Origin of the sequence: Streptomyces sp. NPDC057137 (genome assembly GCF_042670825.1) — a bacterium.
In the GTDB taxonomy this organism is placed as follows: domain Bacteria; phylum Actinomycetota; class Actinomycetes; order Streptomycetales; family Streptomycetaceae; genus Streptomyces.
Genome location: NZ_JBHUUW010000005.1, coordinates 36,826 through 58,910 on the forward strand (window position 1 = coordinate 36,826; position 22,085 = coordinate 58,910).

Genomic DNA, 22,085 nt, shown 5'->3' on the forward strand with positions numbered 1-22,085 from the left:
GGCCTTTGAGAGCTACGGCCCCTCGGTGAGGGCCTGCTCCCAGCGTCGTGGCAGGGCAGTGGCGTTACGCCGGGAGGCGTCGGTGATGACGGTGCAGCGGACCGTGTCGGGGGTGCGGGTGAAAGAGAGGTAGACCGGCCGGTGAGGGTTGGTGGTCAGGAACATCGAGGCGGCATCAAGGCGTGCGCCGAAGCAGGTGAAGGAATCCGGGATGCTGACACTGCTGACCGCCAGGGGGTACGGGCGCGACCCCACGAGCGTACGCAGAAGGCGGGAGCTGGGGCGGATGGGGCGAGGGAGGCTGAGCACGAGGCGGTTGGCATCGCGTACGCGGTCGCGGCGTATGGCGGCTGTCTGGTCGTGCACTGCGGCCAGTGCGGCGGGGAGTGTGGTGGCGGTTGTGGGGAGGACGAGGCGGACGGCGCCCACACGGTTGCCGGGCGTGTGGCGTTCGTGCGGTTGGCGTGTGGAGAGGGCCATCAGCAAGGACGGGGGCGACGGGGCCGCCGGGGGGAGGAGGGAACGCAGGGCAAGGGCGAGGGCGGCGAGGCAGACGTCGTTGACGGTGCAGTGGTGGGCGTCGGCGAGGGCGCGCAGGCGGGTGAGAGGGATGTCCCGGTAGTCCCAGTGGGGGCCGGCGGTGCCCCGGAGTGCGGTGCGCAGTGCCGGTTGAGCGGGGCCGGCACGCAGGAGGGGAGCGGCCAGGCGCAGTAAGGCGGCGAGAACTCTGGTGGCACGCGGGCGTTGGGCAGGGTGGGCCGGCGGCCCGTCGCCGGGGATGTCGGAGAGCAGGGCGAGGGCGGTGTGTGCGGTGCCGACACCGTCCTGGTGGCCGTGGTGGATACGCAGGGCGACGCGGAATCGGTCGGGGGTGCTCGGCTGCGTAAGCAGGTGGAGGTCCCACGGGGGATGGGGGGCTGGGGGCAGCGGCCGGGCAAGGAGCGCTTCGCAGGTGTCCGCGAGGGTGTCTGGGGCGGTCGGCAGGGAGTGGTGGAGATGGGTATCGCGGCAGGGAGAGGTGCCGGCAGGAGTCCACGCACGATCTCGCGGGGCGGGGGGTGCACAGTTGAGGGCCGGGATTCCGCCGACTCGCTCAAGGACGCGCTGTTCCAAGCCTTCCCGAGTGGGAGGCGAGCCAATGAAATCCAGGAAGAATCCGGTGACCGGGGGCGGGTCAGACATCTGCATGAAGGACCGGTCCAGGGTCGTAATGGTGCCCATGCAGAGTCTAACGATGCGGGGAAGGACCGGTCACGTCACTGAGGAACAGAGATCTTCTGCGGGATTTGCGCATCAGGAGTTTGCGTCGGCGGGGTAGCTGCCACCATGAGTTCTTGCCTGCCTACAGTCTTGAATTCGTAAGCCGCGCCGACAATACCTCTCACGTTCTCTTGATCGAGCGTGCGATCAACCCTTGCAAAGTAGCGGGCAAAACCCCGGCTCATGCGAACGAATAGCCTTTCGTGGCGGCTGAGGTCGCTTTCCCTTTTATTCGGATCAAGGTGAATTGGGATATCGCGAAATTCGTTGAGAACGGAGAACATTTCACCGAAGGTCAGCTGCTGCCCCGAGGTGAGGTGGTAGGCCGTCAGCCCATCCTGCTGTTGTCTGATGATTCGCTCGATGATGTCCGCGCATTCGTCGATGAAAATGGGGTGAATGAAGGCTTCGGGATTGCCGGTCAGGACGAGTTCTCGGGGCACCGCCGCATGATTCAACTTCCGAGTGAGTGCGCCTTCGAAGTGTTGGCTGAATTCGCAGAACCCCCTGATCGAGTGGGTCGGTGATCCGTCCGAGGGCAGCTTTCCATCACAGACCGTTCCGCACCGCAGAATGTCAACGGGCTTGTGCGTGCGCGCATGCCACCAGCGGACGTACTGCTCCGCGAGGAACTTGGAACGTTCGTACGTGTTGGTGAATCCCCCATCAATCAACTCGTCTTCAAAGATGTCCCCTGTGCGCTGTCCGGATACATAGGAGCTGGAGCAGTAGGTCAGACGGCTGTCAGCATCCTGTGCGAATTTGCACATCTGAACGGCTGACTGCACATTGTCTCTGTCGAGCTCGGAAGTGGATCCGACGAAATCCAGATTGGCTGCGAAGTGCAGTACGTGATCCGTGGCATCGGCGATCCGGTCGTAATCGCGAAGGGAGAGGTCGAGGTGCGGCTTGTAGTACGAAGCCTTGACGAACTCCAGACGATTCACATCTTCTGCTGTCACGGAATGACCTGCCGCCGCAAGGCCCCTGCTAACTCGACCGGCAGTGTCTTCCGAAGCGCTTCGGCCGATGATGATTACCGGTACGCAGGTATTTTCAAGGATTCGCTTAAGGACGCTGGCCCCTACGTACCCGGTGGCACCGGTAATGGCATAGGTCATCGAAGTTGAACCTTTCAAGGAGAGTGTCCATCCGGGTGGCTTCACGAGATGGATGACAGCGAAGGCAGGGCTGGATATCTGCGGCAGGATGCAGCCCCAGCGGGAATGATGGACTACGCGTGAGGGTTCCACAAATGCGCAGGCCCGCCCCTGTTGCTCACCACCAAACTTACAGGGGACGGCGACGATTTCCAATCGACGAAACAATTCGCCGTTCGATTTTGTCGGGCCAAATGATAATACTCAGAAATTGGCTTCCTGGAAGCAGGTGAAGTGCTCTCATGCGGCCGACCCGCGACCGTAACCACCGCGCCCCAGGCGCTCCGCCCGCCCCCGCCGCCGAGCCTGTGCCGACGAGGTTCATCGGCGAGTCCTACGCCGCCAACTGTCGAAGATGACGGCCGCTGCCTGAGAGTCTGGGACGCCGCAACCGCCCAAGCGGGCGCCCCTGCCCGCCAACTGAAACGCTCAGCCACACCGAGTTGGCCCTTTGGCGGCTGAGCTGGTCCTACTGAGTGCCATTGTTGGCCCCGCCCCGGCTCCACCTCCATGAACGGTGCTGTCTCGGATGGCAGGGAGTAGTGGTCCACCTGCTGGGGCGTACCGGTGGTGAGGTACTGGGCGGAAGCGCGTCGACCGCCCTCTTCGCGGGTGGTTTGCCACTCGGAAGATCATCTGGCCGTGTTGGCGCCCCTAGCTTGTGACGTGCCGCGGCCCGGGGAGGTGGCGGTATCGCACAGGAGGGGCATCTGTATGTTCAAGAGCAAGAGGACCCGCGTCATCGTCTGGACCAGTGCCGCGCTCGGTGTCGCGGCGACGGCGGTGGGGGGTGTCGCGCTGGCCGCTGCGGGAGGCGTGACCGCTCCCTACGCCCAGGCGTCCGGGGTGATCAACGCGGACGGAAGCATCGTGCGGTCCAAGGGCATCAGCTCGGTGTCCCTCGGGGCCGCCGCAGGCCGGTTCTGCGTGAAGTTCAGCGACCCACGCCTGGACGTCAACGAGATCACTCCGGTCGCCACACTGACCACCGGCGGGTACCCCGGCTTCATCTACGTCCACCCCGGAGCGACCAGCGAGTGCGGCAGCGCCACGGACACTCTCCTGATCGTCACCGCCAACGACCAGCAGGGCGGGGCGTACAAGCAGTTCTCCCTCCTCGTCCCCTAACTCCCTGACCCGCCTTGGTAGCACGACGGTGCGGCCAAGGCGGGTGCCACCCGCTGCCCGGTCGAACAAGAGAAGCTCACCGCGCTGAGCGAATAGCGCGCCCGCCGTCACGCACAGGGGCCGGAGCCACTGCCCGTGGCCTCGGCCCCTAGGTGGCATGCAAGGTCAGTCGATACAACTCCGCGGCGTGAGAAGGACGAAGAAGCCTCGCGGGCGCTGCGAGGGGATTCGACCGCCGGCCAACAACGACGCTCAGCCGGGCCAACTCGAGTGTCCAAGGGCCAACTCAGCCGCTCAGCCACAGGTCGCGATACGGCTGCTCGACCACAGCGGCCCGTTGAGGCCGGGTTGTCATCGCGCTCCTGTGGCCCGGGCCGCGGATCGGGAGCCTGGAGCTGCGGAGCGGGTGGCGGTGCGGGTGGCGGTGCGGCCGACCGTACGCAGCGTCCCGTCGGCGGTGTGCCTTCCCAGGACCAGGAGCTGCGGCCTTGCCAGGCTTCCGGTGACCGCTCCGATCACGGCTTCGGTCGTATCGCGTCGTCTCAGCTTGGTCCAGCCGGGCTTTCCTTGTGAGTAGCGCGAGTTGAGGGGCTTGATCACCACGCCTTGTGCACAGGCGGTCAGTGACCGTAAACCTTCCCACCATGATCGTGAGTAGGTGGCAGGTCCGGTCGACCGCTGGTGCCGACACGATCAGGAGTCCCCCGCCGACACCAGTTGGCGGGGGACTCCGTGTGATGCGGCATGAGTCGGGGGCGCTGGGATCGCCGAGTCCCACGGGGCCGGCGCGCTACTCGTGGTTCTTGGACGGCGAGATGGGTATCGCCACCAGATCTGGCGCCGCCGTCGTAGGGCGACTGTCAGAGCTGTGAGTAGTGCCGACTGCCTTCCGCGTCACCCGGATGAGTGCCCTGGCAGGTCATGCCGGCGGCTTCATGAAGCCGACCGTGAACTCCAGGCAGAAGGCTTCCTCGTCGGCCCCGGTGTAGCCGTCGAGCCGGATCTTGAACTTGGCCGGCGGGGTCTCCTTCGCGAGCTTCCGGGACAGCTCCAGGGTGAACGGGCCGGTCTTCGTGGGCACCGTGGCGCCCCACTCCGCCAGCAGTTCCGACAGCAGCTGCCGCTTCTGAACGAGCTTGATCAGTCCGAGCTTCACGGTGACGTCGACATAGGTTTCGGCATCAGGAACCGCACTGAGCTGCCCGGTGACCTTGATCAGCAGGTCCTTCGCCAGCTCCGGCGGGTCCGGGTTCACCGCGATGCTGTCGATACGGAAGACATCGTCCGGAGTTCCCCGGTCCTCGTAGTCCCAGCGAGCCATGTGCACATCCTTGGAATGAGGCCACCGCATACCGGTGGCGGATCTGCCCGCGATCGCCGATCACTTCCCAGAGGTACCGACGGACCTCGGAGGGTTCATCCGATCAGGCATTGTCCGCCCCTCGATGTTTGAACCAGCGATCCGAACCTGGGACAGACCCTGACGACATACGCCGATGGCCGGGCGACGGCCTGCCCCAACCACCGCGACACCAGGGCGATCGCACCAACCGGCCCAGTCCCAAGGTCCACGGAGCCCACGGAGCCCACGGATGAGCTGTGGGCCATGTTCGGCCGAGAAGTCGCCATAGGCCCAGCCCTGCCAGGAGAGCGTACGCAGGACCTTCGCAATCCCAACGTCGAGCGGACAACGGACAGATCAGAACCCTGTCCACAAGATGCCTTGTGTACATTCGGCCACTGACTTCATGCATAGCGCCATGACCGTGAACGCGTGGAGGGTGCTGGCCACGGTAGAGGAGTTCGACCTACCGCCGGACGGAGTTGCCTTCGATGTACGGCTGCTGACCGAGGGGTCGGACAGAGTGGCTGCGCGAGGTGGGCCTGGACGCAGGGACGCCGTTCCTCATCTCGCCGATGTTCGAGTACGACGTCGTCCTGAACCGGTTCTTCCAGTCGCCAGGGATGCGGATGCGCGCGGCGAACACCTCCTCGCCCTGACCACCGACCACCAGCACGGCCTGCGCGGGCCCGCCGCGCACGAGGCCGTCGCCCGCCTCACCGGCTTCCACCACCGCACCGGCTTCGCCGGGTCCGTCGTCACCGACCCGGCCCGCCTGCGCCGCGTCCTGGCCCGCCACGACCCCGAGGTCTACCCCGGCACCTACGTCATCTGCGTGTTCAACCCCGCCAAGGCGTTGTGCCGCCGCACCGGACGGATCGCGCGCACTCCCGCGCCACTCGGCTGCAAGCCGCTGGAGTGCAGGAACGTGGCGCTGACCGCCGACAACACCCGCGCCCTCGCCGGCGAGGCCGAGCGCCTCGACGCCCGGCTCCACACTCGCCCTGTCCTGCCGCCCCTCCTCCAAGCCGACCTGGAACGGCGCCGGAGGCGATCGACACCTTCCTCGCCGGGACCGCCGCGGCCTGCGAGTGAGCGCCCACCGCCGGCCACTGCCCGGACGCGCCGCCGCCGACGCCATCACCGCAGATACCGGCCGCCACCCAGCGACTCAGCCTGGACAACGACCGGCTGCGAACGGCGCTGCACGAAGCACGCTTCGTCACATCACTGCCCCGGCGGCCACGCTGACCGGCGCCGGACCAACAGGGTCGTTCGACCGGCTGCGCGTCAGCCACCTCAGCGAGATGTTCACCGCCATCACCGACGCCAACGCCGACATCCTGAAGCAGAACGCCCAACGGCGGGCGGCGGTCGAGGAACTGGCGACCGTGCCGTGGAAGGGCGTGGTGAACCGGGCGCGCCGCAAGGGAATGAAGACGGCGATCGACGCGATGCCGGGCTTCCGCCGCATCACCGGGCCGTCCACGCGCCAGCACATCAAGGCCACGCTCCGCGCCGCCCTGAACGACGCGATCGGCCAGCAGATCATCACGTTCAACCCGGCCGCGCATGTGGAGATCGACCCCGCCCGCAAGCCGAAGGCCCTGGTGTGGACGGACGAACGGGTCGCCCGGTGGCAGCAAACCGGCGAGAAGCCCTCCCCCGTCATGGTCCGGACACCCGAACAGACCGGCGCCTTCCCCGACTTCGTCGCCGCAGACCGGCTCTACGCCGTGTGGCACCTCATCGCCTTCCGCGGCCTCCGCCGCGGCGAAGCATGCGGCCAGCCCTGGTCGGAGACCAACCTCGACCGGCACACCCTCACCGTCTCGGGCCAGCTCGTCCAAGACGCCACCGCAAGCAACAGAAGGCCGACCGCGCGGAATGGGGATCAGCCTGGATCGAGACCGGCCTCCTCTTCACCCAGGAGGACGGCTCCTGGCTTCACCCCGGCAAGGTGACCGACCTCTTCGAACGACTCATCGCGGCCTCCGGCCTCCCCCCGATCCGGCTGCACGACCTCCGCCACGGCGCCGCCACCCTCATGCTCGCCGCCGAAGCCACCGCCAAGCTGGTCCCCCTCCAACGCAAGTCCGACGCCGAGGAAGCCTCCCGCAAGGAGGGGAGAGCCCGGAAGAAGCCCGGGAAGTAGGCCCCGACGGCCCTCCGCTCACGCATCGCTCACGCAAGCCCTCGCCCGGCACCGCAACCGCCGGTTGCGTCACACCCCGTACACCAGAAAACCCCAGGTCACGACCTACATGACCTGGGGTTCTTCGGAGCCCCCTGTCGGATTCGAACCGACGACCTACGCATTACAAGGTCTATCAGGGGACTAGCTAGACCAGCGGAAACACCCTCACAGGCCGTGTGACCAGCGGAAACGTAGCTCACTGCTACCCACTGTTACTCGGCCTTTCCCGTTGCCGTGTGTACGCGATGCGTACTGGAACGGGGCGGCTCCGGGGGTGTTGACGCACCGCCCGGAGCCTGCGGCCGGACCCTTCTCTACAAGGAGTCCGCACCATGAGCGCCACCGTACCGCCACGTCCCGACCCCCTGGAGTCCGCTCTCCGCTCCGCGTTCAACCAGGGCGAGCCGGACATGCCCGAGTGCATCCTGTGCGGCAGTCAGGCCGGACCCTTCCGACCGACTGAGGACCGCTGGCCGTCCGGCGCGCAGAAGTTCGTCTGCTCCGCCGACTGCCAGCACGCCGAGACCGCCCCTGATACGCCCGTTGATACGCCCGTTGATACGCCCGTTGATACGCCTGATGCGCCGCAGGTCAGGACCGTAACGGTCCGCCTGCTCGACACCCCCGGAGCCTCGCTCACGGTCCCCTGCCCGGAGTGGTGCACCACCGACCACACCGATGATGCGGACCGAGGAACGTTCGCCGAAGACTTCGCGCACCGTGGCGAAGAGACCTCGCTCGACATCGACGGCGCCGGCCTGGTTGTCACCGAGCTGACGCAGTACCCGTTCAGCCGGGACATGCGCCTGCCGACGATGACGATGTGGCCGGTCCTGGACTTCGCTTCGAACGGTGAGACGTACCTCGACGGGGCGGGGCTCCGCTCCGTGGCCGCCCGGCTTCGGGAGCACGCGGCGACCCTGGGCGTTCAGGCCGCCGCGCTCGACCGCCTGCGGGGTGAAGGGGCATGAGCACTCCCCCGCTGCCCGGCAAGGGCCTGTCCGTCCGTGTGGATGACCCGTTGCATGACGACCTGGCCACGCTGATGCGCACCGGTATGACGGCCTCGGACGCCGTGAAATACGCGGTCGCCCTGACCGCCGGTCTGTACCGCGACATCTGGTCGGTCGGCCTCTGTCCGGACGGAACGAACCCGCAGATCATTGCCGTGAAGGTCCGACTCGCTGACCAGCGTGTGACACCCGCAGGTGACCGTATGACGAGCAGGGAGACCCGGCGATGACGCACCTTCACCTCGTCCACGGATGCCCGTCCTGGTGCACGGTCGATGACCACTCAACCGCCCCGGCCGATGACCGCGTACACCTCGGTAAGACGCACGAACTGCGCCTCCCGGACGGCCGCCTGGTGCTCGACGCCACGCTGTCTCAGGAGCCGGACCGAACGCGCCCGTCCCTCGTCGTCAGTGGGTCGCTCGACATGTTCGGGCTGGACGTGATGGAGCTGGACGTGGCCGAGGCGCACGCCCTCGTCGGTCAGCTCCAGTCGTTCCTCCACAAGGTGCAGCACACCCTCAATCCGCTGAAGGGCAAGCAGCCCCCGGCGAAGAAGCTCAACCCCGGCAAGGCGGCCCGCGCGGCGTGGCGTGAGACCCGCATGTACCTCGCCGAGCGCGACGGCTGGCAGTGCTTCTACTGCCGCTCGGAGTTCGACACCCTGCGGGGGGTGAGCGTTGACCACTACGTCCCCAAGAGCCTGTGGCCGTGCAACCTGCCCGCGAATCTGGTGCTCGCGTGCGCCCCCTGCAACTCGCTGAAGGACGACGCGTTGCCGCGGATCTTCGCGGCCCTCTTCATCCGGGCCATGACCGGTGTGGAGGTCGAGCGGGCGGCGTGACGTAGACGAACCGAGCCCCCGCCGATGCTGTCCGGCGGGGGCTCGATCATGGGGCCCCTCTACCTCGGTAGAGGGGATTGGTAGAGGCTCCGACCTCGGCGGTAGAGGGGGTAGAGGGGGTGAGCGGCCACCTGCACCCCGGCCGGCCCGTCGGGGGGACTGATGCCGGCCGGGGTGCGGTCCCCTTGTCCGTGGCGCGCCGTCGCGCTCACGGGCAAGGGAGTCTTCTACTTACTTGCGGTCCTTCGGGGTGCGCGGCCACGTCGCGCCGTGGGCGCCGACGTACGGGTTGGAATGGTCGCCCTGGTGAAGCGGGTCAAGGTGGGTGCACCGTACCGCCGTCTTGGGCATGAGCGACCAGCACAGGAGCTTGAGACCGAACGTCGTGCTGCCGGGGGCCAGCATCGTCACCGCCGTGCCTCCCGCGCTTCACGCACCAAATCCGCGGCCGTCGGGCAGTACGCCCCGTCCTCGCGGACCTGGCACGCCGTACATGTGGTCTCGTGCTCGATCACGGCCATCAGCCCCGGATCGGGGGAGGGCTCCGCGGCGCCGCTGATGCGCTGCCGGTACGGGGCGGCGCCGCTTCCGCGCTCCCGCCACTCCCACGTGGTGCCGTCGCTAGAATCCGTCATTGGCGTCGCTCCTCAGCCTTCGCGTCGTCCACACCCCGGACCGGTCGCACGGTCGCGGGGGTCTTCTCTGTCGACGGTACCGACAACTGCGTCCCTCTGCACCCCACCGCGTCCCAGCGCGGTGGGGCGCGCCCCCAAGGTGCTGGACGCAGGGGGCCGCGCAACCGTGACTCGTATGAGCGGACTCCCGCAGTACGAGTACGTGAAGCTGGCCGATCTCATCGCCGCCGACATCACGTCGGGCAAGCTCCCCGCCGGCGCGGCCCTGCCTGGCGAACGCGCCATGACGGAGATCTACGGCGTGAGCATCGGCACGGTCCGGCGCGCGGTGCAGGAGCTGCGGGACCGCGGGCTGGTCGCCACACTGCCCGCCAAAGGCACCTACGTGCTGGACTCCCCTCCCCCGCCCGTGTAGACACCCCACTCTCCGGGTGGAGAACGCAGGTCAGAGCGCCCACTCTCCGGGTGGAGAGTGGGGTGGAGAGCGCACGCAGAACCCCTCTCGGCTTCGGCCGAGAGGGGTTGGGTGTCTGGGGCACTCATCGCGAGGGAGGCGCGACAAGACGCCTGGAAAGGCGTTCTGAGGCCGTTTCAGGGCTCTGGCCTGTCTGCCTCCCTGCCTCCCTGTGATCGTTGTTTCCGCTGATCAAGGGCGGTTTGGGGGGTGAGGGAGGGAGGCAGGGAGTTCTCCCTGCCTCCCTCGCGCCTCCCTACTCGGACGCCTTCCTGTTCAGCGACGTTTCAACAGAAGCTCTCGCTGCCGCAGAACGTGCTGAGCGCCGCCGGCCGCGCCGCGCCGCATACCCTGCGCCCGGCTGCGGGACGACTGCAACGACCGGCGCTCAACCACCCGAGAGCGCACCCACGCGGCGCGCTCCTCGGAGTACTGCGTTCCCGCAGGCAGCCCCCACTCCGCAGGGAACACCCCCATGCCGCGCGCCGAGTTGGCCGCTTCCTCTGCGCCGGACATCAGGCCACCTCCTTCGCACGGCTTTCTGCCGCAGCGGGGCCACGAATCGCACCTACCGCCGCGGCCACCCTTGACCCTTCCTCCGAAGCGTCGATGTACTGCAAATTCACGTAGCGGCCGGGCCTCTTGTGGGTGCGCTCGAACTGGGCGGCCGCGTGCACGCGCGCCTCCCGCCGTTCGGAGAGCGCCTCTCCCGGCGACTTCTTCCGCCACGACTTCGCATGCCTCGCGTCCACCTCGGCTCCCGCAGCTTCCGCGGCAGCCGCCCGGGCCGCCTCCCACTCCCGACAGGCCGCCTTCACACCGGCTTCCCACACGGCGTGCTCCCAAGCCCTACGCGCGGAACCGTTGACGAGAGCGCGGGCATCGTTCACCGAGACCGCCGGCCTGCCCGCCCAGTCCTCCCTCACCATGAGATCCAGCTCGACGCACTCGTCGCGCACCTTGTCCGCCTTGCGCCCCGTGGCCGCGGCGATCTCCTGCAACGTCACAAGTACTTCACTCACGTCTGCTCCTCCTTGATGGCCGTTCGCTGTTCCACCAACGCGCCGAGTAGTAGCCGCCGCGCCATCCGCTCCCGCTCCGCAGCACTGCTGCACCGACGCCCGCAGTACCGCCGGGGGCGCCCGCGCCCGGCTTGAGGCGGGAGCGTCCGCCCACACTGCGCACATGCGGAAGAATTCATCACACGATGAATTTACACCCTTCCGTGGCTGAAGTCAGGCATGCATCAAGAACGCGAGGGGCCCCCACGAAGCGGCGCGTTCTCGCAGGTCACAGGGCATACCAAGATCATCCGCTCAGATTTTGCCCGGGGACAGAAAAATAAAAGCTGGGCGAGGGGCTGAGAAGACGATCACCCCAAAAACGGAGGCGGGTCCGAGCGCGCCGTTACGGTCGGGCGGTGCCGCATGCGACGTGCGACGTCTTGGGTCAAAGCTGTGCCGACAAAGGGACTTTGCCCGGCTCACCCGGCTCACCCCGGCTCACAGTGTTCTGACCTGCGGTTTCACTGAGCCGGGCAATCGGGCGTGCCCGGCTCATGCCCGGCTCACCGTCGAACAGTGAGCCGGGGTGAGCCGGGTAGCCCGGCTCACTCACAGCGTTGTGACCTGCGGTGTTGCCGGGTGAGCCGGGTGAGCCGGGCGAATCGCTATTGTCGGTGGAGCTTTTGACTCCGATGCCCTCGTACACGGGCACCTGCTTGCCGCCGATCCGCGGCTTGGTCCGGCGGATGCGGGGCTCGACGGACAGCAGATCGCGGCCGAACAGTGCCTTGGTCCCGGACCGCACGCCCTGTCCCTCGGCCCAGTCCTTCCACGCGTCCCACAGGACGTCGACCGGTGCCGAGCAGGCCGCGCCGGTCTCGCACTGGTCCCGTACGAACGCGGACATGGGTGACGCGGTGTCCTGCATCGTGGTGATGGAGTCGGCCCCGCTCGTCGGCTGGATGATCCGGCCGTTGCGATCGAGCCGGGCAAGTCCCACGAGTGCCCAGTTCAGGATGCCGGGAAGTTCAGCGGCCAGCTTGTCCGTGAGTCCGGTGTCCTCCTTGCCGAGCCAGCTCACGGCCATGTTGAGGACGATGAACCGGCGGGCGATCACCCCGGAGGAGTCACCGAAGTTGGGCAGTTGGTTGGACAGGACCATCAGCCGTGCGGGGATCTTGCCGGTCCACGGCTCCCGGTACTTCCGATCCACGTCGATGGTGTCTTCACCGGAGATGGTCAGCAGGCGCTCAACGACCTGGTGACCGTCCCGGCCGCCAAGACGCGCGTCGGAGATGACCGCCAGGGGCTTGCCGAGCAGCGGTGAGAGACCGAAGTTCGTCGCAAGGCCGGCCAGCGTGGGCCCGGCGACGTTGCCCTTGCCCACCAGCATCCCGAGGACCCGCGCGATGGTGCCCTTGCCGGACCGGGTCGGCCCGACGACGAGGAGGATCTTCTGCTGATCGGTGCGCCCGGACAGGACGTATCCGAACCACTCCTGTACGGCGGTGACGGCCTCGGGGTCGTTGGGCCACGCCTTGCGCAGGAACGCCAGCCAGTTCGGGCACTCGGCGCCGGGCACGTAGTCGAACGGCACGGAGACGAGGTTGAAGTAGTCCGGGGTGAGCGGGCGCAGCTCCTTCGTGATGACGTCCAACAGGCCGTTCGTACAGGCGACGATCGGCGTGCGCTGATGGGTGCCGTCCGTCCACGCCGGGGCGTCCACGGTCGGCGACAGGATGCGGATTGCCGACATGGCTTCCATCAGGTCCGCGATCTTCTTCTTGGTGGGCGCCCAGTCCTTCACCTCGATGCCGCCCCTGGGCGTCTCGAACTCGAACGTGGCGTGCTCCAGCTCCTTGTACGCCACCGAGCGCACCTCGGACGCGTCCAGCTCGCGCCAGTGGGTGCCCTGCCACTCCATCCACTGTCCGCGCCAGTGCAGGAGCGTGGGGCGGCCCTCGTCGGTCCAGGACGGCAGCAGGACGCGGGCCACGGCCATGGGGTTGCTGGGCGGTGGTGTCGTCATGCAGGCGCTCCCGTGCTGTTGTACGCGGATCGGATGGTGTCGGCTGCCTCGCGCTCACCGAGGCCCGCCTGGACGGCCGCTGACAGGAGTTCGTCCCGCGCGTCCTGTCCTCTCTCGGCGGCCCGGCACGCGGCCCAGAACAACCGGTTGTTCCTCGCGCCCTGCGGGCTGTTGAGAACGAACGCGACCAGGCCGCGCGTGTCGGACGGGCCAGCGGGCGCCGCGTTGCGCCAGCGCTCCCGACCGGGCGCGAACGTCGGCTTGGTGACCAGCGCGTCAAGGAGCCAGGCCGGCGCCATCACGGGCGGCTGCTCGGGGTCGTCCACGACGTACCGGACACCCGAGGCGTGCAGCGCGCCAGGGCCGATGACGTAGGCGTTGCCCGCCCGTACGTCTCCGTCGAACTTGCCCTGTAGCTCACCGAGTCCGTTGCCGAGGCGCAGCGCGGCGGGCACCCACAGATAGTCGTGGTACCCCTTGGCGGTCATGACGCGCATGGTGCGCGGCCAGCGACGGCCGTAGGCGCCTGCTACATCCTCGATAGCCCCGCGCCGGTCGCTGTCGACCACCACGAGCCGTGTCCCTTCGGGACCCGAGCAGGCGCCTACGGCCACGGCGGGGTTCCGCAGGCCGCGACTGAACGTCTCGTGCACCCTCCGTTCGTCCAGGGTGTACGCCCTGGTGAACGCTGCGGCGGGGTGCTTCCCGCGGGACCCGTCGCACGTCTTGTGCAGACCGGTGCAGCGGCGCGTGAGCGGGTGGTCGGCGGGGAAGACGGGGAACCCGCGCCGGATAAGCCACAGCGCCCCGTCCAAAGGCGTGCGGATGTGCACCTCTCTGCCGTCAGCGGCCTGCGCTACGGTGTGCGGAGACCCGGCGTCCTGCTGGTCTCCTACGTTCGCCCCCGTTGCTGCGGGGGCGTTCGTGCTTTCCGGGGCGTTCATGCCGCCGCTCCGCTCTGGCGGGAGAGCCAGGCTTCGACGTCTGCGGGCCGGTAGCGCACATGGCGCCCGACGCGGTGCGCCTTCGGGCCAGTGCCCGTGTGGTTCCAGCGGTACACGGTCTTGACCGGCACGTCGAGGTACTCGGCCAGGGCGGTCGGGGAGTACAAGCGTTCCTTCATAACTCACTCGCGTTCCGTGAGAGCACTTCAGCAGGCAACAGTTACCCGCCGGACCTCATCCTGCCCCACCGTTGCGCGTTCCACAAGCGACCGCTAGTGTGCTCTCATGGAACAAGGCGAAGCGTGGAACCCCACAGCATCGGTGGCGCACCGCGTAAGGGAAGTCCGCAAACGACGCGGCATGACCGCTCAAGATCTTGCCGACAAGCTCGCTGAGCATGGCGTCCCGTGGGAACGGAGCACCGTAGCGAAACTGGAGAACGGCAACCGCCAGAACCTCACGCTCACGGAGTGGCTGGCCCTGTCGGTCGTGCTCAACGTCGCGCCGGTCCACCTGCTCGTACCCCCGTACCCGTCCCCGCAGTGGGATAGGCCGGCGGGGGAACGTAACGACCCGAACGACGAGGCCCCATTTCAGGTGACGCCTGAGTTGGCCACTCCGCTCTATCGCGTCCGGCGGTTCGTCCGGGGCAGCACCCCCCTGCCCGGCGGTGACCGGCGGGGCTTCTACTCGGAGATTCCGCCCCAGGAGTTCGACCCGCTCGTACAAGAGGAGGTGCCCGATGGCCCGAGTCTGGATTGAGGACCGCGCCAACCACGCCGCGTACCAGCGGGCGTTGGAGACCTGGCAGGCCGCGAAAAAGGCCGGCAGCAAGCGCCAGCCCCCAGGCCGGTGGCGGGTCCGCTGGTACGGGCCAGACGGCAAGGGGAAGGCGCTCACGTTCCGGAAACTGCCGCAGGCCGAGGCCGAGGTGACCGCCCTCACCGGGAAGCTGGACAAGGGCTCGTACCGGGACCCGCAGTCGGCGAAGGCCCTGTTCTCCGTCGTGGGCGCCGAGTGGCTGGGCTCGCTGCGGAAGCAGGGGCGGACCACGAAGCACGACTACGAAGAGATCTTCAACCTGTACGTCCTCGTGAAGTGGGGGGACTGGCAGGTCGGTTCGATTCAGTGGCAGGACGTTTCGGACTGGGTGGACGAGCTGTGCAAGAAGCCCGGGAAGCGCGGAAAGATCCTCGGCCCGGCCCGAATCACCAAGATCTACCGGGTGTTCGGCATGGTCATGAAGCGCGCCGTACAGTCCGGGCGGATCGCGGCCAGCCCGGCGCACGAACACGAGCTGCCGCGCGCGGCCGAGGACGACGAACACGTCTACCTCACCCATGAGCAGATGGAGCGACTGGCCGACGCCGCGGGCGAGTACCGGCGCCTGGTACTCGTCCTCGGGTACTGCGGCATCCGGTGGGCCGAGGCGTCCGCGATCAAGGTGGGCCGGATCAACATCGACACCCGTCGCATCCGGATCGTCCAGAACTACACGGACGTGAAGGGCGTGTTGGCGCTCGGGCCGGTGAAGAATCACGAGAAGCGGTCCGTGCCGCTCCCCCGCTCGTTCGCCGAGGAGCTGCGCGACCTGAGCAAGGGCCGGAAGAAGGACGCGCTCGTCTTCACCGCGCCCGCTGGTGGTCCCCTGCGGTACGCGAACTTCCGGGGCCGGTGCTTCGACAAGGCCGTCCAGGCGGCCGGTCTTGGGGACCTGGGCATCACCCCGCACAAGCTGCGCCACACTGCGGCCTCACTCGCCATCGCGGCCGGCGCGGACGTGAAGGTCGTCCAGCTCATGCTCGGCCACAAGTCGGCGGCGATGACCCTCGACATCTACGGGCACCTCTGGCCGGATCGGCTGGACGAGGTGGCGGACGCGCTCGACATGAAGCGCGAGCGGCTGCTGCTCCGGTCCCGGGTCGCGGCCGCGGTCCTGCGCCTCGCCCTCACCCGGGGCGGCGTGCCCAGCGCACGGCGCGCGCCGGATGCGGAACTGGCCGGGGCGGGGCACCCGTAGCCATGCGTACAGAATGCGTACTGCCCGCCCGGGGGCCTCCCGGAACGGGCAGTGATGAAAGGGCCTGTGACCAGGCTTTCCGCTCTTGAGCCCCCTGTCGGATTCGAACCGACGACCTACGCATTACAAGTGCGTTGCTCTGGCCAACTGAGCTAAGGAGGCGTGCGGGAAAACTATAACCGGCACGGATCACAGGTCAGCCGGGAATTTCATCGTGGTTCACCTACTGACAGATCTTGAAACGCGGGGTAGCGTCACCTCAAGTTCATCCAGGTGGACTAGACCCATCCTCCGCCCTCCGCGGAGGAGCCACTCCTTTACTCGGATCGTCCGGCACGTTCCTGCCGGTGAGGGGACCACATCACCATGGCCACTGTCTCGTTCGACAAGGCGACCCGTGTTTACCCGGGTTCCACCAAGCCCGCCGTCGACCAGCTCGAGCTCGACGTCGCGGACGGCGAGTTCCTCGTACTGGTCGGGCCTTCCGGCTGCGGCAAGTCGACCTCCCTGCGCATGCTCGCGGGTCTTGAGGACGTCAACGGCGGGTCCATCCGCATCGGTGACCGCGACGTCACGCACCTGCCGCCCAAGGACCGGGACATCGCGATGGTGTTCCAGAACTACGCGCTCTACCCGCACATGTCGGTCGCCGACAACATGGGCTTCGCGCTGAAGATCGCGGGCATCAACAAGGCCGACATCCGTAAGAAGGTCGAAGAGGCCGCGAAGATCCTCGACCTCAGCGAGTACCTGGACCGCAAGCCGAAGGCGCTCTCCGGTGGTCAGCGCCAGCGTGTGGCCATGGGTCGCGCCATCGTGCGTGAGCCGCAGGTGTTCCTCATGGACGAGCCGCTGTCGAACCTCGACGCCAAGCTCCGTGTGTCGACGCGTACGCAGATCGCCTCGCTCCAGCGCCGTCTCGGCATCACGACGGTGTACGTCACGCACGACCAGGTCGAGGCCATGACCATGGGCGACCGCGTCGCCGTCCTCAAGGACGGCCTGCTGCAGCAGGTGGACTCGCCGCGCAACATGTACGACCGGCCCGCCAACCTCTTCGTCGCCGGCTTCATCGGCTCCCCGGCCATGAACCTGGTCGAGGTCCCGATCACCGACGGTGGCGTGAAGTTCGGCAACAGCGTCGTCCCGATCTCCCGTGAGGCGCTCTCCGCCGCGGCCGACCGTGGCGACAGCACCGTCGTCGTCGGTGTCCGCCCGGAGCACTTCGACATCGTCGAGCAGGGCGGCGAGGCCGCGAAGTCGCTGTCGAAGGACTCCGACGACGCGCCGGCCGGTCTGGCCGTCACCGTCAACGTCGTCGAGGAGCTGGGCGCCGACGGTTACGTCTACGGCGACGCGCAGGTCGGCGGCGAGCACAAGGACCTGGTGGTCCGCGTCAACGGCCGCGCCGTTCCCGACAAGGGCGCCAAGCTGCACGTCGTACCGCGTCCGGGCGAGACGCACGTCTTCGCCTCGTCGACGGGCGAGCGCCTCAGCGACTGATCCGAAGCTGACCTGAAGAACGTACTAACGGCCCCGCACTTCGGTGCGGGGCCGTTTGCTTGCGTCGCTCAACCGGCCAAATACCCCGGCATACCGGCCATTTCGAATCGTGTACGTCAACACCCGATTCGAAAAGACCTGTCGAACCATCCCTCGCCCGAGTGACTAAATGTCGCCAAATCATCACTGACCGCTACGCTCGCCTGCGTGACCCACACAGCCCGCCGAATCGGCCGAAGTCTCGCATTCGTACTGCCCGTCGTCCTCGTACTCTCCGGAACCCTGGCGGTCGCGACCGTCCCGTGGGCGGCGAAGAACTCCGACGCGCAGATCCTCACCGCCTCCTCGGACAAGGCGTCCGTACGCGCCAAGTCCCGCGCCCCGCAGGACGTTCTCCGCGACAAGCTGCTCGTGGAACTCCAGGAGAAGGACCCGGGCATCGCCCTGACCCACCTCCAGCGCCAGATCGAGGAACGCCCCTCGCTCGCCAAGCACTGCATGTCCCTGGCCCGCGCGCTCGGCCGCGCCGCTGTCGCGCAGTACGGACCCACCCGCGCGCAGTCGTTCTCCCGCCCCGTCTGCGACACCTCGTTCGCCTACGGGGTCTCCCAGCAGACCGCGGGGCACTGACCACCGGCTCCCCGGCCGACCCGCCTATCGTTCACGGCATGATGACGTTTCCGACGCAGGCCGTGGTCCTCGCGGGCGGCCAGGGGTCGCGGCTGCGCCCGTACACCGACGACCGTCCCAAGCCGATGGTCGAGATCCCCGGCACGGGGACCCCGATCATCGGCCATCAACTCGCCTGGCTGGCCGCCGAGGGCGTCACGGACGCCGTGGTCTCGTGCGGCCATCTCGCCGAGGTGCTCCAGGAGTGGCTGGAGGCGTCGGAACTCCCGCTGCGTGTCACGACCGTGGTGGAGAAGGAACCGCTGGGGCGCGGTGGTGGCCTCAAGCACGCCGCCGCCCGGCTGCCCGAGCCCGGTCAGCCCTGGTACGCCACCAACGGCGACATCTGGACCCGTTTCTCGCTGCGCGAGATGGCCGCGTTCCACGCGGAGCGTGATGCCACCGCGACGCTCGCCCTCGCCCGGCCGCGGATTCCCTGGGGGGCCGTGGAGACCGACGAGTTCGGCCATGTACTGGACTTCATCGAGTCGCCGCCGTCGCCGTATCTGATCAACGCCGGTGTGTACGTGTTCTCCCCGGCGTTCGCGAGTCTGCTGCCCGAGCGCGGCGACCACGAGCGGACGACCTTTCCCGGGCTGGCGCGCGAGCGCAGGCTGGCGGGCTTCCCGCTGCCGCAGGGCGCGTACTGGCGGGCCATCGACACCGCGAAGGACCTCACGGAGGCCGCCAAGGAGCTGGCCGCCGCCGCCCGTTGACGTTCCTGTCGACGCCGAGCCTGTCGACGCCGAGGCCGAATCGGCGCGGGCGTTCCTGTTGGACGCAGAGCGGGCCTGACGGGGTTCGTCGCGGGCCGCGCGACCCCGGAGCCGTATCGGACGTCCCAGGCCCGTAGACGGGCGCACAGCACGCATACGAGGGCGGCCACCCCCTCATGCGGGGTGGCCGCCCTCGTACATGCGCCCGTGCGTCAGCCGAGCAGGCCGCCGATCGGGTTCTTGGCTCCGCCACCGCCGCCGGTGGACGAGCCGCCTCCGCCGCCCGTGGTGCCGCCGCCGTCGCCTCCGCCGGTCGTGCCGCCACCCTGGCCGCCTCCGCCGCCCGTCGAACCACCGCTCGTCGCGGGGCCCTGGCTGCTCGACGGCGGGGGTGCCTGCTCCGACGTCTGCGGGGGTGCCTGGCCGGTGCCCTGGGACTGGCTGGGCTGTCCGCCCGTGCCGGTCCCGCCGGGCTTGCGGGCCGGGTCCTCGCCCGGCTTCGACCGCTCGGCCGCCGGGCCGCTGGTCTGGCCGGCCGTCGGCGCCGTGCTGCCGCCGCTCTGGCGGGCCTCGCCGGTGGGCGTGCCGGACGCGCTGCTCTTGCCGGGCTTCTGTGGGAGCGGCGATCCGGGCAGTTGGTTGACCGGGTTGTTCGGTCCGGGCACGGTCACCATCTCCGTGGACCGTACGGCTCCGCCGAGCATGGAGCCGATGAGCAGCGTCAGGCCGATGACGACGGTCGCGACGACCGCGCCGCGGCGCAGGACCCGCCGCCGCAGGTCCCTCAGGGGAGAGCGCGGGCCGAGCTTGCGCCAGGCCTCGCCCGCGAGTCGCCCGTCCATCGAGTAGACGGGGGCGCCCGCGATGATCAGCGGGGACCAGGCGGCCAGGTAGATGATGTCGGGCGCGTCGTACGCGGGGACGGTGCGCCAGCTCACGGTGAGGATCAGCGCGGCCGAGAGCAGCGCCCCGAAGGAGGCGGCGAGCCGCTGCCAGAGACCGAGGACGGTGAGCACACCGGCCACGACCTGGAGGAACGCGACGCTGAGTCCGGCGCCGACGGGGTGCGAGAGGGCGAAGTCGCGCAGGGGCTCGGCGAGGGCCCACGGCTGCAGCGAGGTGAGCCAGGCGACCATGGAGCCGCGCTTGCCGCCGTCGAAGTAGACGGGGTCGCAGAGCTTGCCCATGCCCGCGTAGATGGAGATGAGACCGAGGAAGACGCGGAGCGGCAGAAGCACCACTCCGAGGTTCATGCGGCGGCCTGGGTAGTAGGCGTGGCGTACGGCGGCCTCGGAGGCCGCGATGTCGTAGCGCGCTGCGCGCCGGTCGCCGTCGTAGCCGCGGCCGTCGCCGTCCCGGTCGAAGTCCCGGTCGAAGTCGCGCTCGTACTCACGGTCGTCGCGGTCGTCGTGTCCGCCGCGGTGGCGTGCGCCGCCCGCGCCGTACGGGTCGGCCGGGTCGCCGTACGTGTCGTACTCCGGCGCGTCGTACGCGCCCACGGCCTGCCGCATGGGGGGCAGCAGCGGGGTGTCGGACCCCGCGCCGCCACCGCGCGGCGGTACGCGGGGCGTCGGCATGGTGTCGTCGCCCAGGTCGATCCGCGGAATGACCTGCGTGGAACCGCCGGCCCCCGTGTCGTACGGGCCGCCCGGCGCTTCGGCGAGGGCCGCGCCCGCCGCTCTCGCGGAGGAGTTCCGTACGGCCTGGAGGAGCCCGGTGGCCCCGAGGTCGCCCGGTTCCGACCTGCCGCTCCAGACGACGGGGGCCCGGCGGCGTGCCGCACCTCCGCCGCCGCTCATCGCGGGGATCCGCGCGGTGTCCGCCGTGGCGCGTGCGGGGCTGGGGCGCTGGCTCGATGCGAGCTTCACCCGAAAGCTGGCGTGGTTCACGATGACCTGCGCGGGATCGCAGTCCACCTTGACCATGCTCAGCGGGGGCTGTTCTTCGAACCCGGGCCGGGGCGTTCTGGTGTCCACACTCATCTAACCGAGTGACTTGTGTTTAGGACACTGCCTTGACGGCCGGTAAATGTCCGAGACCCGTCAAGAGTGCCGGGATGGGCACATCTGTACGGAGATCACGCCATCCGGCCCACTGCCGCGCCCACCACTCGACCGGAGCCGGGCCCACGCCCGGCCCGGCCGCTCAGGCGCGCCGGCGGGCCGCCTCGTACAGCACCACTCCCGCGGCGACACCCGCGTTCAGCGATTCGGCGCCGCCCGGCATCGGGATCCGCACCCGGTAGTCGCACGTCTCGCCGACCAGCCGGGACAGGCCCTTGCCCTCGCTGCCGACCACGATCACGACCGGGCCGCCGAGCGCCGGGAGGTCGCCGACCTCGGTCTCGCCGTCGGCGGCCAGACCGACGACGGTCAGGCCCGCCTTCTGGTAACTCTCCAGCGCGCGCGTCAGGTTGGTGGCGCGGGCGACCGGCGTACGGGCGGCGGTGCCGGCCGAGGACTTCCACGCGCCGGCGGTCATCCCCGCGGCACGACGCTCGGGCACGACGACGCCGTGACCGCCGAAGGCGGCGACGGAACGGACGACGGCGCCGAGGTTGCGCGGGTCGGTGATGCCGTCGAGCGCGACGATCAGCGGGTCCTCGCCCTCGTCGAAGGCGGCGGCGGCCAGGTCCTCGGGGTGCGCGTACTCGTACGGCGGGACCTGGAGCACCATGCCCTGGTGGTTGAGGCCGTTCGTCATACGGTCGAGCTCGGGCCTGGGGGCTTCCATCAGGTGGATGCCACCGCGGTCGGCGGCGAGCTGAAGGGCCTCGCGCACGCGCTCGTCGTTCTCGATGTACTGCTGTACGTAGAGCATCGTCGCCGGTACGCCGTCGCGCAGCGCCTCGAAGACCGGGTTGCGGCCGACGACCATCTCGCTGGTGCCCTTGCCGCCACGGCGGGCGACCTGGCGGCGGGCGGTCAGCTTGGCCTTGGCGTTGGAGGCGCGGTTCTGCACATGGCCCTTGCGGGCGGACGCGGGCGGCGTCGGGCCCTTGCCCTCCAGGCCGCGGCGTCGCTTGCCACCGCTGCCGACCTGCGCGCCCTTCTTGTTGGACGTGCGGCGGTTCCTGCGTTGGCTGTTCCCGGCCATGACCTACCTGTTTCGTTGCTTTCGTCGGTTCGTGAGAACTTCACTTCGTTCACGCGAGTGTGCCGCCCGGC

The 22,085-nt window shown here is 68.7% G+C and carries 22 protein-coding genes, 1 tRNA gene and 1 pseudogene; 11 read left to right on the top strand and 13 right to left on the bottom strand.

Annotation, left to right across the window (positions count from 1 at the left end):
• Window positions 1–12: 12 nt before the first annotated feature.
• Window positions 13–1,113 carry a wax ester/triacylglycerol synthase domain-containing protein gene (locus tag ACFT9I_RS06170; RefSeq protein WP_382561312.1) on the bottom strand — a complete coding sequence of 367 codons (1,101 nt, stop codon included), beginning with the start codon at window positions 1,111–1,113 and terminating at the stop codon, window positions 13–15.
• 143 nt (window positions 1,114–1,256) lie between these two features.
• On the bottom strand, window positions 1,257–2,381 hold the full coding sequence (locus ACFT9I_RS06175; RefSeq protein WP_382561314.1) for an SDR family oxidoreductase: 1,125 nt from the start codon (window positions 2,379–2,381) through the stop codon (window positions 1,257–1,259).
• 753 nt (window positions 2,382–3,134) lie between these two features.
• Between ACFT9I_RS06175 and ACFT9I_RS06180 the strand changes: the two genes are divergently transcribed.
• Window positions 3,135–3,548 carry a hypothetical protein gene (locus tag ACFT9I_RS06180; protein ID WP_382561316.1) on the top strand — a complete coding sequence of 138 codons (414 nt, stop codon included), beginning with the start codon at window positions 3,135–3,137 and terminating at the stop codon, window positions 3,546–3,548.
• A 919-nt stretch (window positions 3,549–4,467) separates the two neighbouring features.
• On the opposite strand, the gene ACFT9I_RS06185 is transcribed toward ACFT9I_RS06180, so the two are convergent.
• On the bottom strand, window positions 4,468–4,869 hold the full coding sequence (locus tag ACFT9I_RS06185; protein WP_382561318.1) for an ML domain-containing protein: 402 nt from the start codon (window positions 4,867–4,869) through the stop codon (window positions 4,468–4,470).
• A 487-nt stretch (window positions 4,870–5,356) separates the two neighbouring features.
• Complete coding sequence (locus ACFT9I_RS06190; protein ID WP_382561320.1) at window positions 5,357–5,887, bottom strand: hypothetical protein; 531 nt, start codon at window positions 5,885–5,887, stop codon at window positions 5,357–5,359.
• 280 nt (window positions 5,888–6,167) lie between these two features.
• On the opposite strand from ACFT9I_RS06190, the pseudogene xerC reads away from it, so the two are divergent.
• From xerC to ACFT9I_RS06210, 4 genes and pseudogenes are all read left to right on the top strand, one after another.
• Window positions 6,168–7,045, top strand: a pseudogene (xerC, locus tag ACFT9I_RS06195) (tyrosine recombinase XerC); the annotation flags it as partial.
• Window positions 7,046–7,419: 374 nt separating this feature from the next.
• Window positions 7,420–8,058 carry a DUF6907 domain-containing protein gene (locus tag ACFT9I_RS06200; RefSeq protein ID WP_382561322.1) on the top strand — a complete coding sequence of 213 codons (639 nt, stop codon included), beginning with the start codon at window positions 7,420–7,422 and terminating at the stop codon, window positions 8,056–8,058.
• A complete protein-coding gene (locus ACFT9I_RS06205; protein ID WP_382561324.1) occupies window positions 8,055–8,330 on the top strand; it encodes a hypothetical protein in 276 nt (91 codons plus the stop codon). Before ACFT9I_RS06200 ends, ACFT9I_RS06205 begins: the two co-directional genes overlap by 4 nt.
• Window positions 8,327–8,944, top strand: coding sequence for an HNH endonuclease (locus ACFT9I_RS06210; protein ID WP_382561326.1), 618 nt, complete (start codon window positions 8,327–8,329; stop codon window positions 8,942–8,944). The genes ACFT9I_RS06205 and ACFT9I_RS06210 overlap by 4 nt, the downstream gene beginning before the upstream one ends.
• 231 nt (window positions 8,945–9,175) lie before the next feature.
• Here ACFT9I_RS06210 and ACFT9I_RS06215 read toward each other — a convergent pair whose 3' ends face one another.
• A complete protein-coding gene (locus ACFT9I_RS06215) occupies window positions 9,176–9,355 on the bottom strand; it encodes a hypothetical protein (protein WP_382561328.1) in 180 nt (59 codons plus the stop codon).
• Window positions 9,352–9,579: a hypothetical protein gene (locus ACFT9I_RS06220; RefSeq protein WP_382561329.1), complete on the bottom strand. Its 228-nt coding sequence runs from the start codon at window positions 9,577–9,579 to the stop codon at window positions 9,352–9,354. Before ACFT9I_RS06220 ends, ACFT9I_RS06215 begins: the two co-directional genes overlap by 4 nt.
• 175 nt (window positions 9,580–9,754) lie before the next feature.
• Here ACFT9I_RS06220 and ACFT9I_RS06225 point away from each other — a divergent pair, with 175 nt between their 5' ends.
• On the top strand, window positions 9,755–9,994 hold the full coding sequence (locus ACFT9I_RS06225; RefSeq protein ID WP_382561331.1) for a GntR family transcriptional regulator: 240 nt from the start codon (window positions 9,755–9,757) through the stop codon (window positions 9,992–9,994).
• A gap of 554 nt (window positions 9,995–10,548) precedes the next feature.
• Here the strand turns inward: ACFT9I_RS06225 and ACFT9I_RS06230 are convergent.
• The 4 genes from ACFT9I_RS06230 to ACFT9I_RS06245 all read right to left on the bottom strand — a co-directional run bounded on the left by ACFT9I_RS06230 (window position 10,549) and on the right by ACFT9I_RS06245 (window position 14,189).
• Entirely contained in the window at window positions 10,549–11,040 is a 492-nt protein-coding gene (locus ACFT9I_RS06230; protein WP_382561333.1) for a hypothetical protein, read from the bottom strand.
• 442 nt (window positions 11,041–11,482) lie between these two features.
• A complete protein-coding gene (locus ACFT9I_RS06235) occupies window positions 11,483–13,066 on the bottom strand; it encodes a phage/plasmid primase, P4 family (RefSeq protein ID WP_382561335.1) in 1,584 nt (527 codons plus the stop codon).
• Window positions 13,063–14,010: a bifunctional DNA primase/polymerase gene (locus ACFT9I_RS06240; RefSeq protein ID WP_382561336.1), complete on the bottom strand. Its 948-nt coding sequence runs from the start codon at window positions 14,008–14,010 to the stop codon at window positions 13,063–13,065. The genes ACFT9I_RS06235 and ACFT9I_RS06240 overlap by 4 nt, the downstream gene beginning before the upstream one ends.
• Complete coding sequence (locus ACFT9I_RS06245) at window positions 14,007–14,189, bottom strand: helix-turn-helix transcriptional regulator (protein ID WP_382561338.1); 183 nt, start codon at window positions 14,187–14,189, stop codon at window positions 14,007–14,009. Before ACFT9I_RS06245 ends, ACFT9I_RS06240 begins: the two co-directional genes overlap by 4 nt.
• A gap of 106 nt (window positions 14,190–14,295) precedes the next feature.
• On the opposite strand from ACFT9I_RS06245, the gene ACFT9I_RS06250 reads away from it, so the two are divergent.
• Both ACFT9I_RS06250 and ACFT9I_RS06255 read left to right on the top strand, forming a co-directional pair.
• On the top strand, window positions 14,296–14,772 hold the full coding sequence (locus tag ACFT9I_RS06250; RefSeq protein WP_382561340.1) for a helix-turn-helix transcriptional regulator: 477 nt from the start codon (window positions 14,296–14,298) through the stop codon (window positions 14,770–14,772).
• On the top strand, window positions 14,753–16,030 hold the full coding sequence (locus ACFT9I_RS06255) for a tyrosine-type recombinase/integrase (protein WP_382561341.1): 1,278 nt from the start codon (window positions 14,753–14,755) through the stop codon (window positions 16,028–16,030). Before ACFT9I_RS06250 ends, ACFT9I_RS06255 begins: the two co-directional genes overlap by 20 nt.
• Before the next feature lie 88 nt (window positions 16,031–16,118).
• Here ACFT9I_RS06255 and ACFT9I_RS06260 read toward each other — a convergent pair.
• Window positions 16,119–16,192 (bottom strand) — tRNA-Thr (locus tag ACFT9I_RS06260).
• Window positions 16,193–16,396: 204 nt separating this feature from the next.
• Here ACFT9I_RS06260 and ACFT9I_RS06265 point away from each other — a divergent pair.
• The 3 genes from ACFT9I_RS06265 to ACFT9I_RS06275 all read left to right on the top strand — a co-directional run bounded on the left by ACFT9I_RS06265 (window position 16,397) and on the right by ACFT9I_RS06275 (window position 18,918).
• Window positions 16,397–17,533 carry an ABC transporter ATP-binding protein gene (locus tag ACFT9I_RS06265; protein ID WP_382561343.1) on the top strand — a complete coding sequence of 379 codons (1,137 nt, stop codon included), beginning with the start codon at window positions 16,397–16,399 and terminating at the stop codon, window positions 17,531–17,533.
• A gap of 207 nt (window positions 17,534–17,740) precedes the next feature.
• Window positions 17,741–18,163 (top strand): hypothetical protein, encoded by a 423-nt coding sequence (locus ACFT9I_RS06270; RefSeq protein WP_382561345.1) that lies wholly within the window; start codon window positions 17,741–17,743, stop codon window positions 18,161–18,163.
• A 38-nt stretch (window positions 18,164–18,201) separates the two neighbouring features.
• Window positions 18,202–18,918 (top strand): NDP-sugar synthase, encoded by a 717-nt coding sequence (locus ACFT9I_RS06275; protein ID WP_382561347.1) that lies wholly within the window; start codon window positions 18,202–18,204, stop codon window positions 18,916–18,918.
• A gap of 212 nt (window positions 18,919–19,130) precedes the next feature.
• Here the strand turns inward: ACFT9I_RS06275 and ACFT9I_RS06280 are convergent, their stop codons facing one another.
• Window positions 19,131–20,900: a DoxX family membrane protein gene (locus tag ACFT9I_RS06280; RefSeq protein WP_382561349.1), complete on the bottom strand. Its 1,770-nt coding sequence runs from the start codon at window positions 20,898–20,900 to the stop codon at window positions 19,131–19,133.
• Window positions 20,901–21,063: 163 nt separating this feature from the next.
• On the bottom strand, window positions 21,064–22,014 hold the full coding sequence (gene rlmB, locus ACFT9I_RS06285) for a 23S rRNA (guanosine(2251)-2'-O)-methyltransferase RlmB (protein WP_382561350.1): 951 nt from the start codon (window positions 22,012–22,014) through the stop codon (window positions 21,064–21,066).
• Between the last annotated feature and the right edge of the window lie 71 nt (window positions 22,015–22,085).

What these genes read in the sequence shown, in the direction of transcription:
- ACFT9I_RS06275 (WP_382561347.1), top strand. Translation starts at nt 18,202, where the DNA reads ATGATGACGTTTCCGACGCAGGCCGTGGTCCTCGCGGGCGGCCAGGGG.
- ACFT9I_RS06200 (WP_382561322.1), top strand. Translation starts at nt 7,420, where the DNA reads ATGAGCGCCACCGTACCGCCACGTCCCGACCCCCTGGAGTCCGCTCTC.
- ACFT9I_RS06210 (WP_382561326.1), top strand. Translation starts at nt 8,327, where the DNA reads ATGACGCACCTTCACCTCGTCCACGGATGCCCGTCCTGGTGCACGGTC.
- ACFT9I_RS06235 (WP_382561335.1), bottom strand. Translation starts at nt 13,066, where the DNA reads ATGACGACACCACCGCCCAGCAACCCCATGGCCGTGGCCCGCGTCCTG.
- ACFT9I_RS06240 (WP_382561336.1), bottom strand. Translation starts at nt 14,010, where the DNA reads ATGAACGCCCCGGAAAGCACGAACGCCCCCGCAGCAACGGGGGCGAAC.
- ACFT9I_RS06245 (WP_382561338.1), bottom strand. Translation starts at nt 14,189, where the DNA reads ATGAAGGAACGCTTGTACTCCCCGACCGCCCTGGCCGAGTACCTCGAC.
- ACFT9I_RS06175 (WP_382561314.1), bottom strand. Translation starts at nt 2,381, where the DNA reads ATGACCTATGCCATTACCGGTGCCACCGGGTACGTAGGGGCCAGCGTC.
- ACFT9I_RS06280 (WP_382561349.1), bottom strand. Translation starts at nt 20,900, where the DNA reads ATGAGTGTGGACACCAGAACGCCCCGGCCCGGGTTCGAAGAACAGCCC.
- ACFT9I_RS06220 (WP_382561329.1), bottom strand. Translation starts at nt 9,579, where the DNA reads ATGACGGATTCTAGCGACGGCACCACGTGGGAGTGGCGGGAGCGCGGA.
- ACFT9I_RS06265 (WP_382561343.1), top strand. Translation starts at nt 16,397, where the DNA reads ATGGCCACTGTCTCGTTCGACAAGGCGACCCGTGTTTACCCGGGTTCC.
- ACFT9I_RS06225 (WP_382561331.1), top strand. Translation starts at nt 9,755, where the DNA reads ATGAGCGGACTCCCGCAGTACGAGTACGTGAAGCTGGCCGATCTCATC.
- ACFT9I_RS06185 (WP_382561318.1), bottom strand. Translation starts at nt 4,869, where the DNA reads ATGGCTCGCTGGGACTACGAGGACCGGGGAACTCCGGACGATGTCTTC.
- ACFT9I_RS06255 (WP_382561341.1), top strand. Translation starts at nt 14,753, where the DNA reads ATGGCCCGAGTCTGGATTGAGGACCGCGCCAACCACGCCGCGTACCAG.
- rlmB (WP_382561350.1), bottom strand. Translation starts at nt 22,014, where the DNA reads ATGGCCGGGAACAGCCAACGCAGGAACCGCCGCACGTCCAACAAGAAG.
- ACFT9I_RS06205 (WP_382561324.1), top strand. Translation starts at nt 8,055, where the DNA reads ATGAGCACTCCCCCGCTGCCCGGCAAGGGCCTGTCCGTCCGTGTGGAT.
- ACFT9I_RS06180 (WP_382561316.1), top strand. Translation starts at nt 3,135, where the DNA reads ATGTTCAAGAGCAAGAGGACCCGCGTCATCGTCTGGACCAGTGCCGCG.
- ACFT9I_RS06250 (WP_382561340.1), top strand. Translation starts at nt 14,296, where the DNA reads ATGGAACAAGGCGAAGCGTGGAACCCCACAGCATCGGTGGCGCACCGC.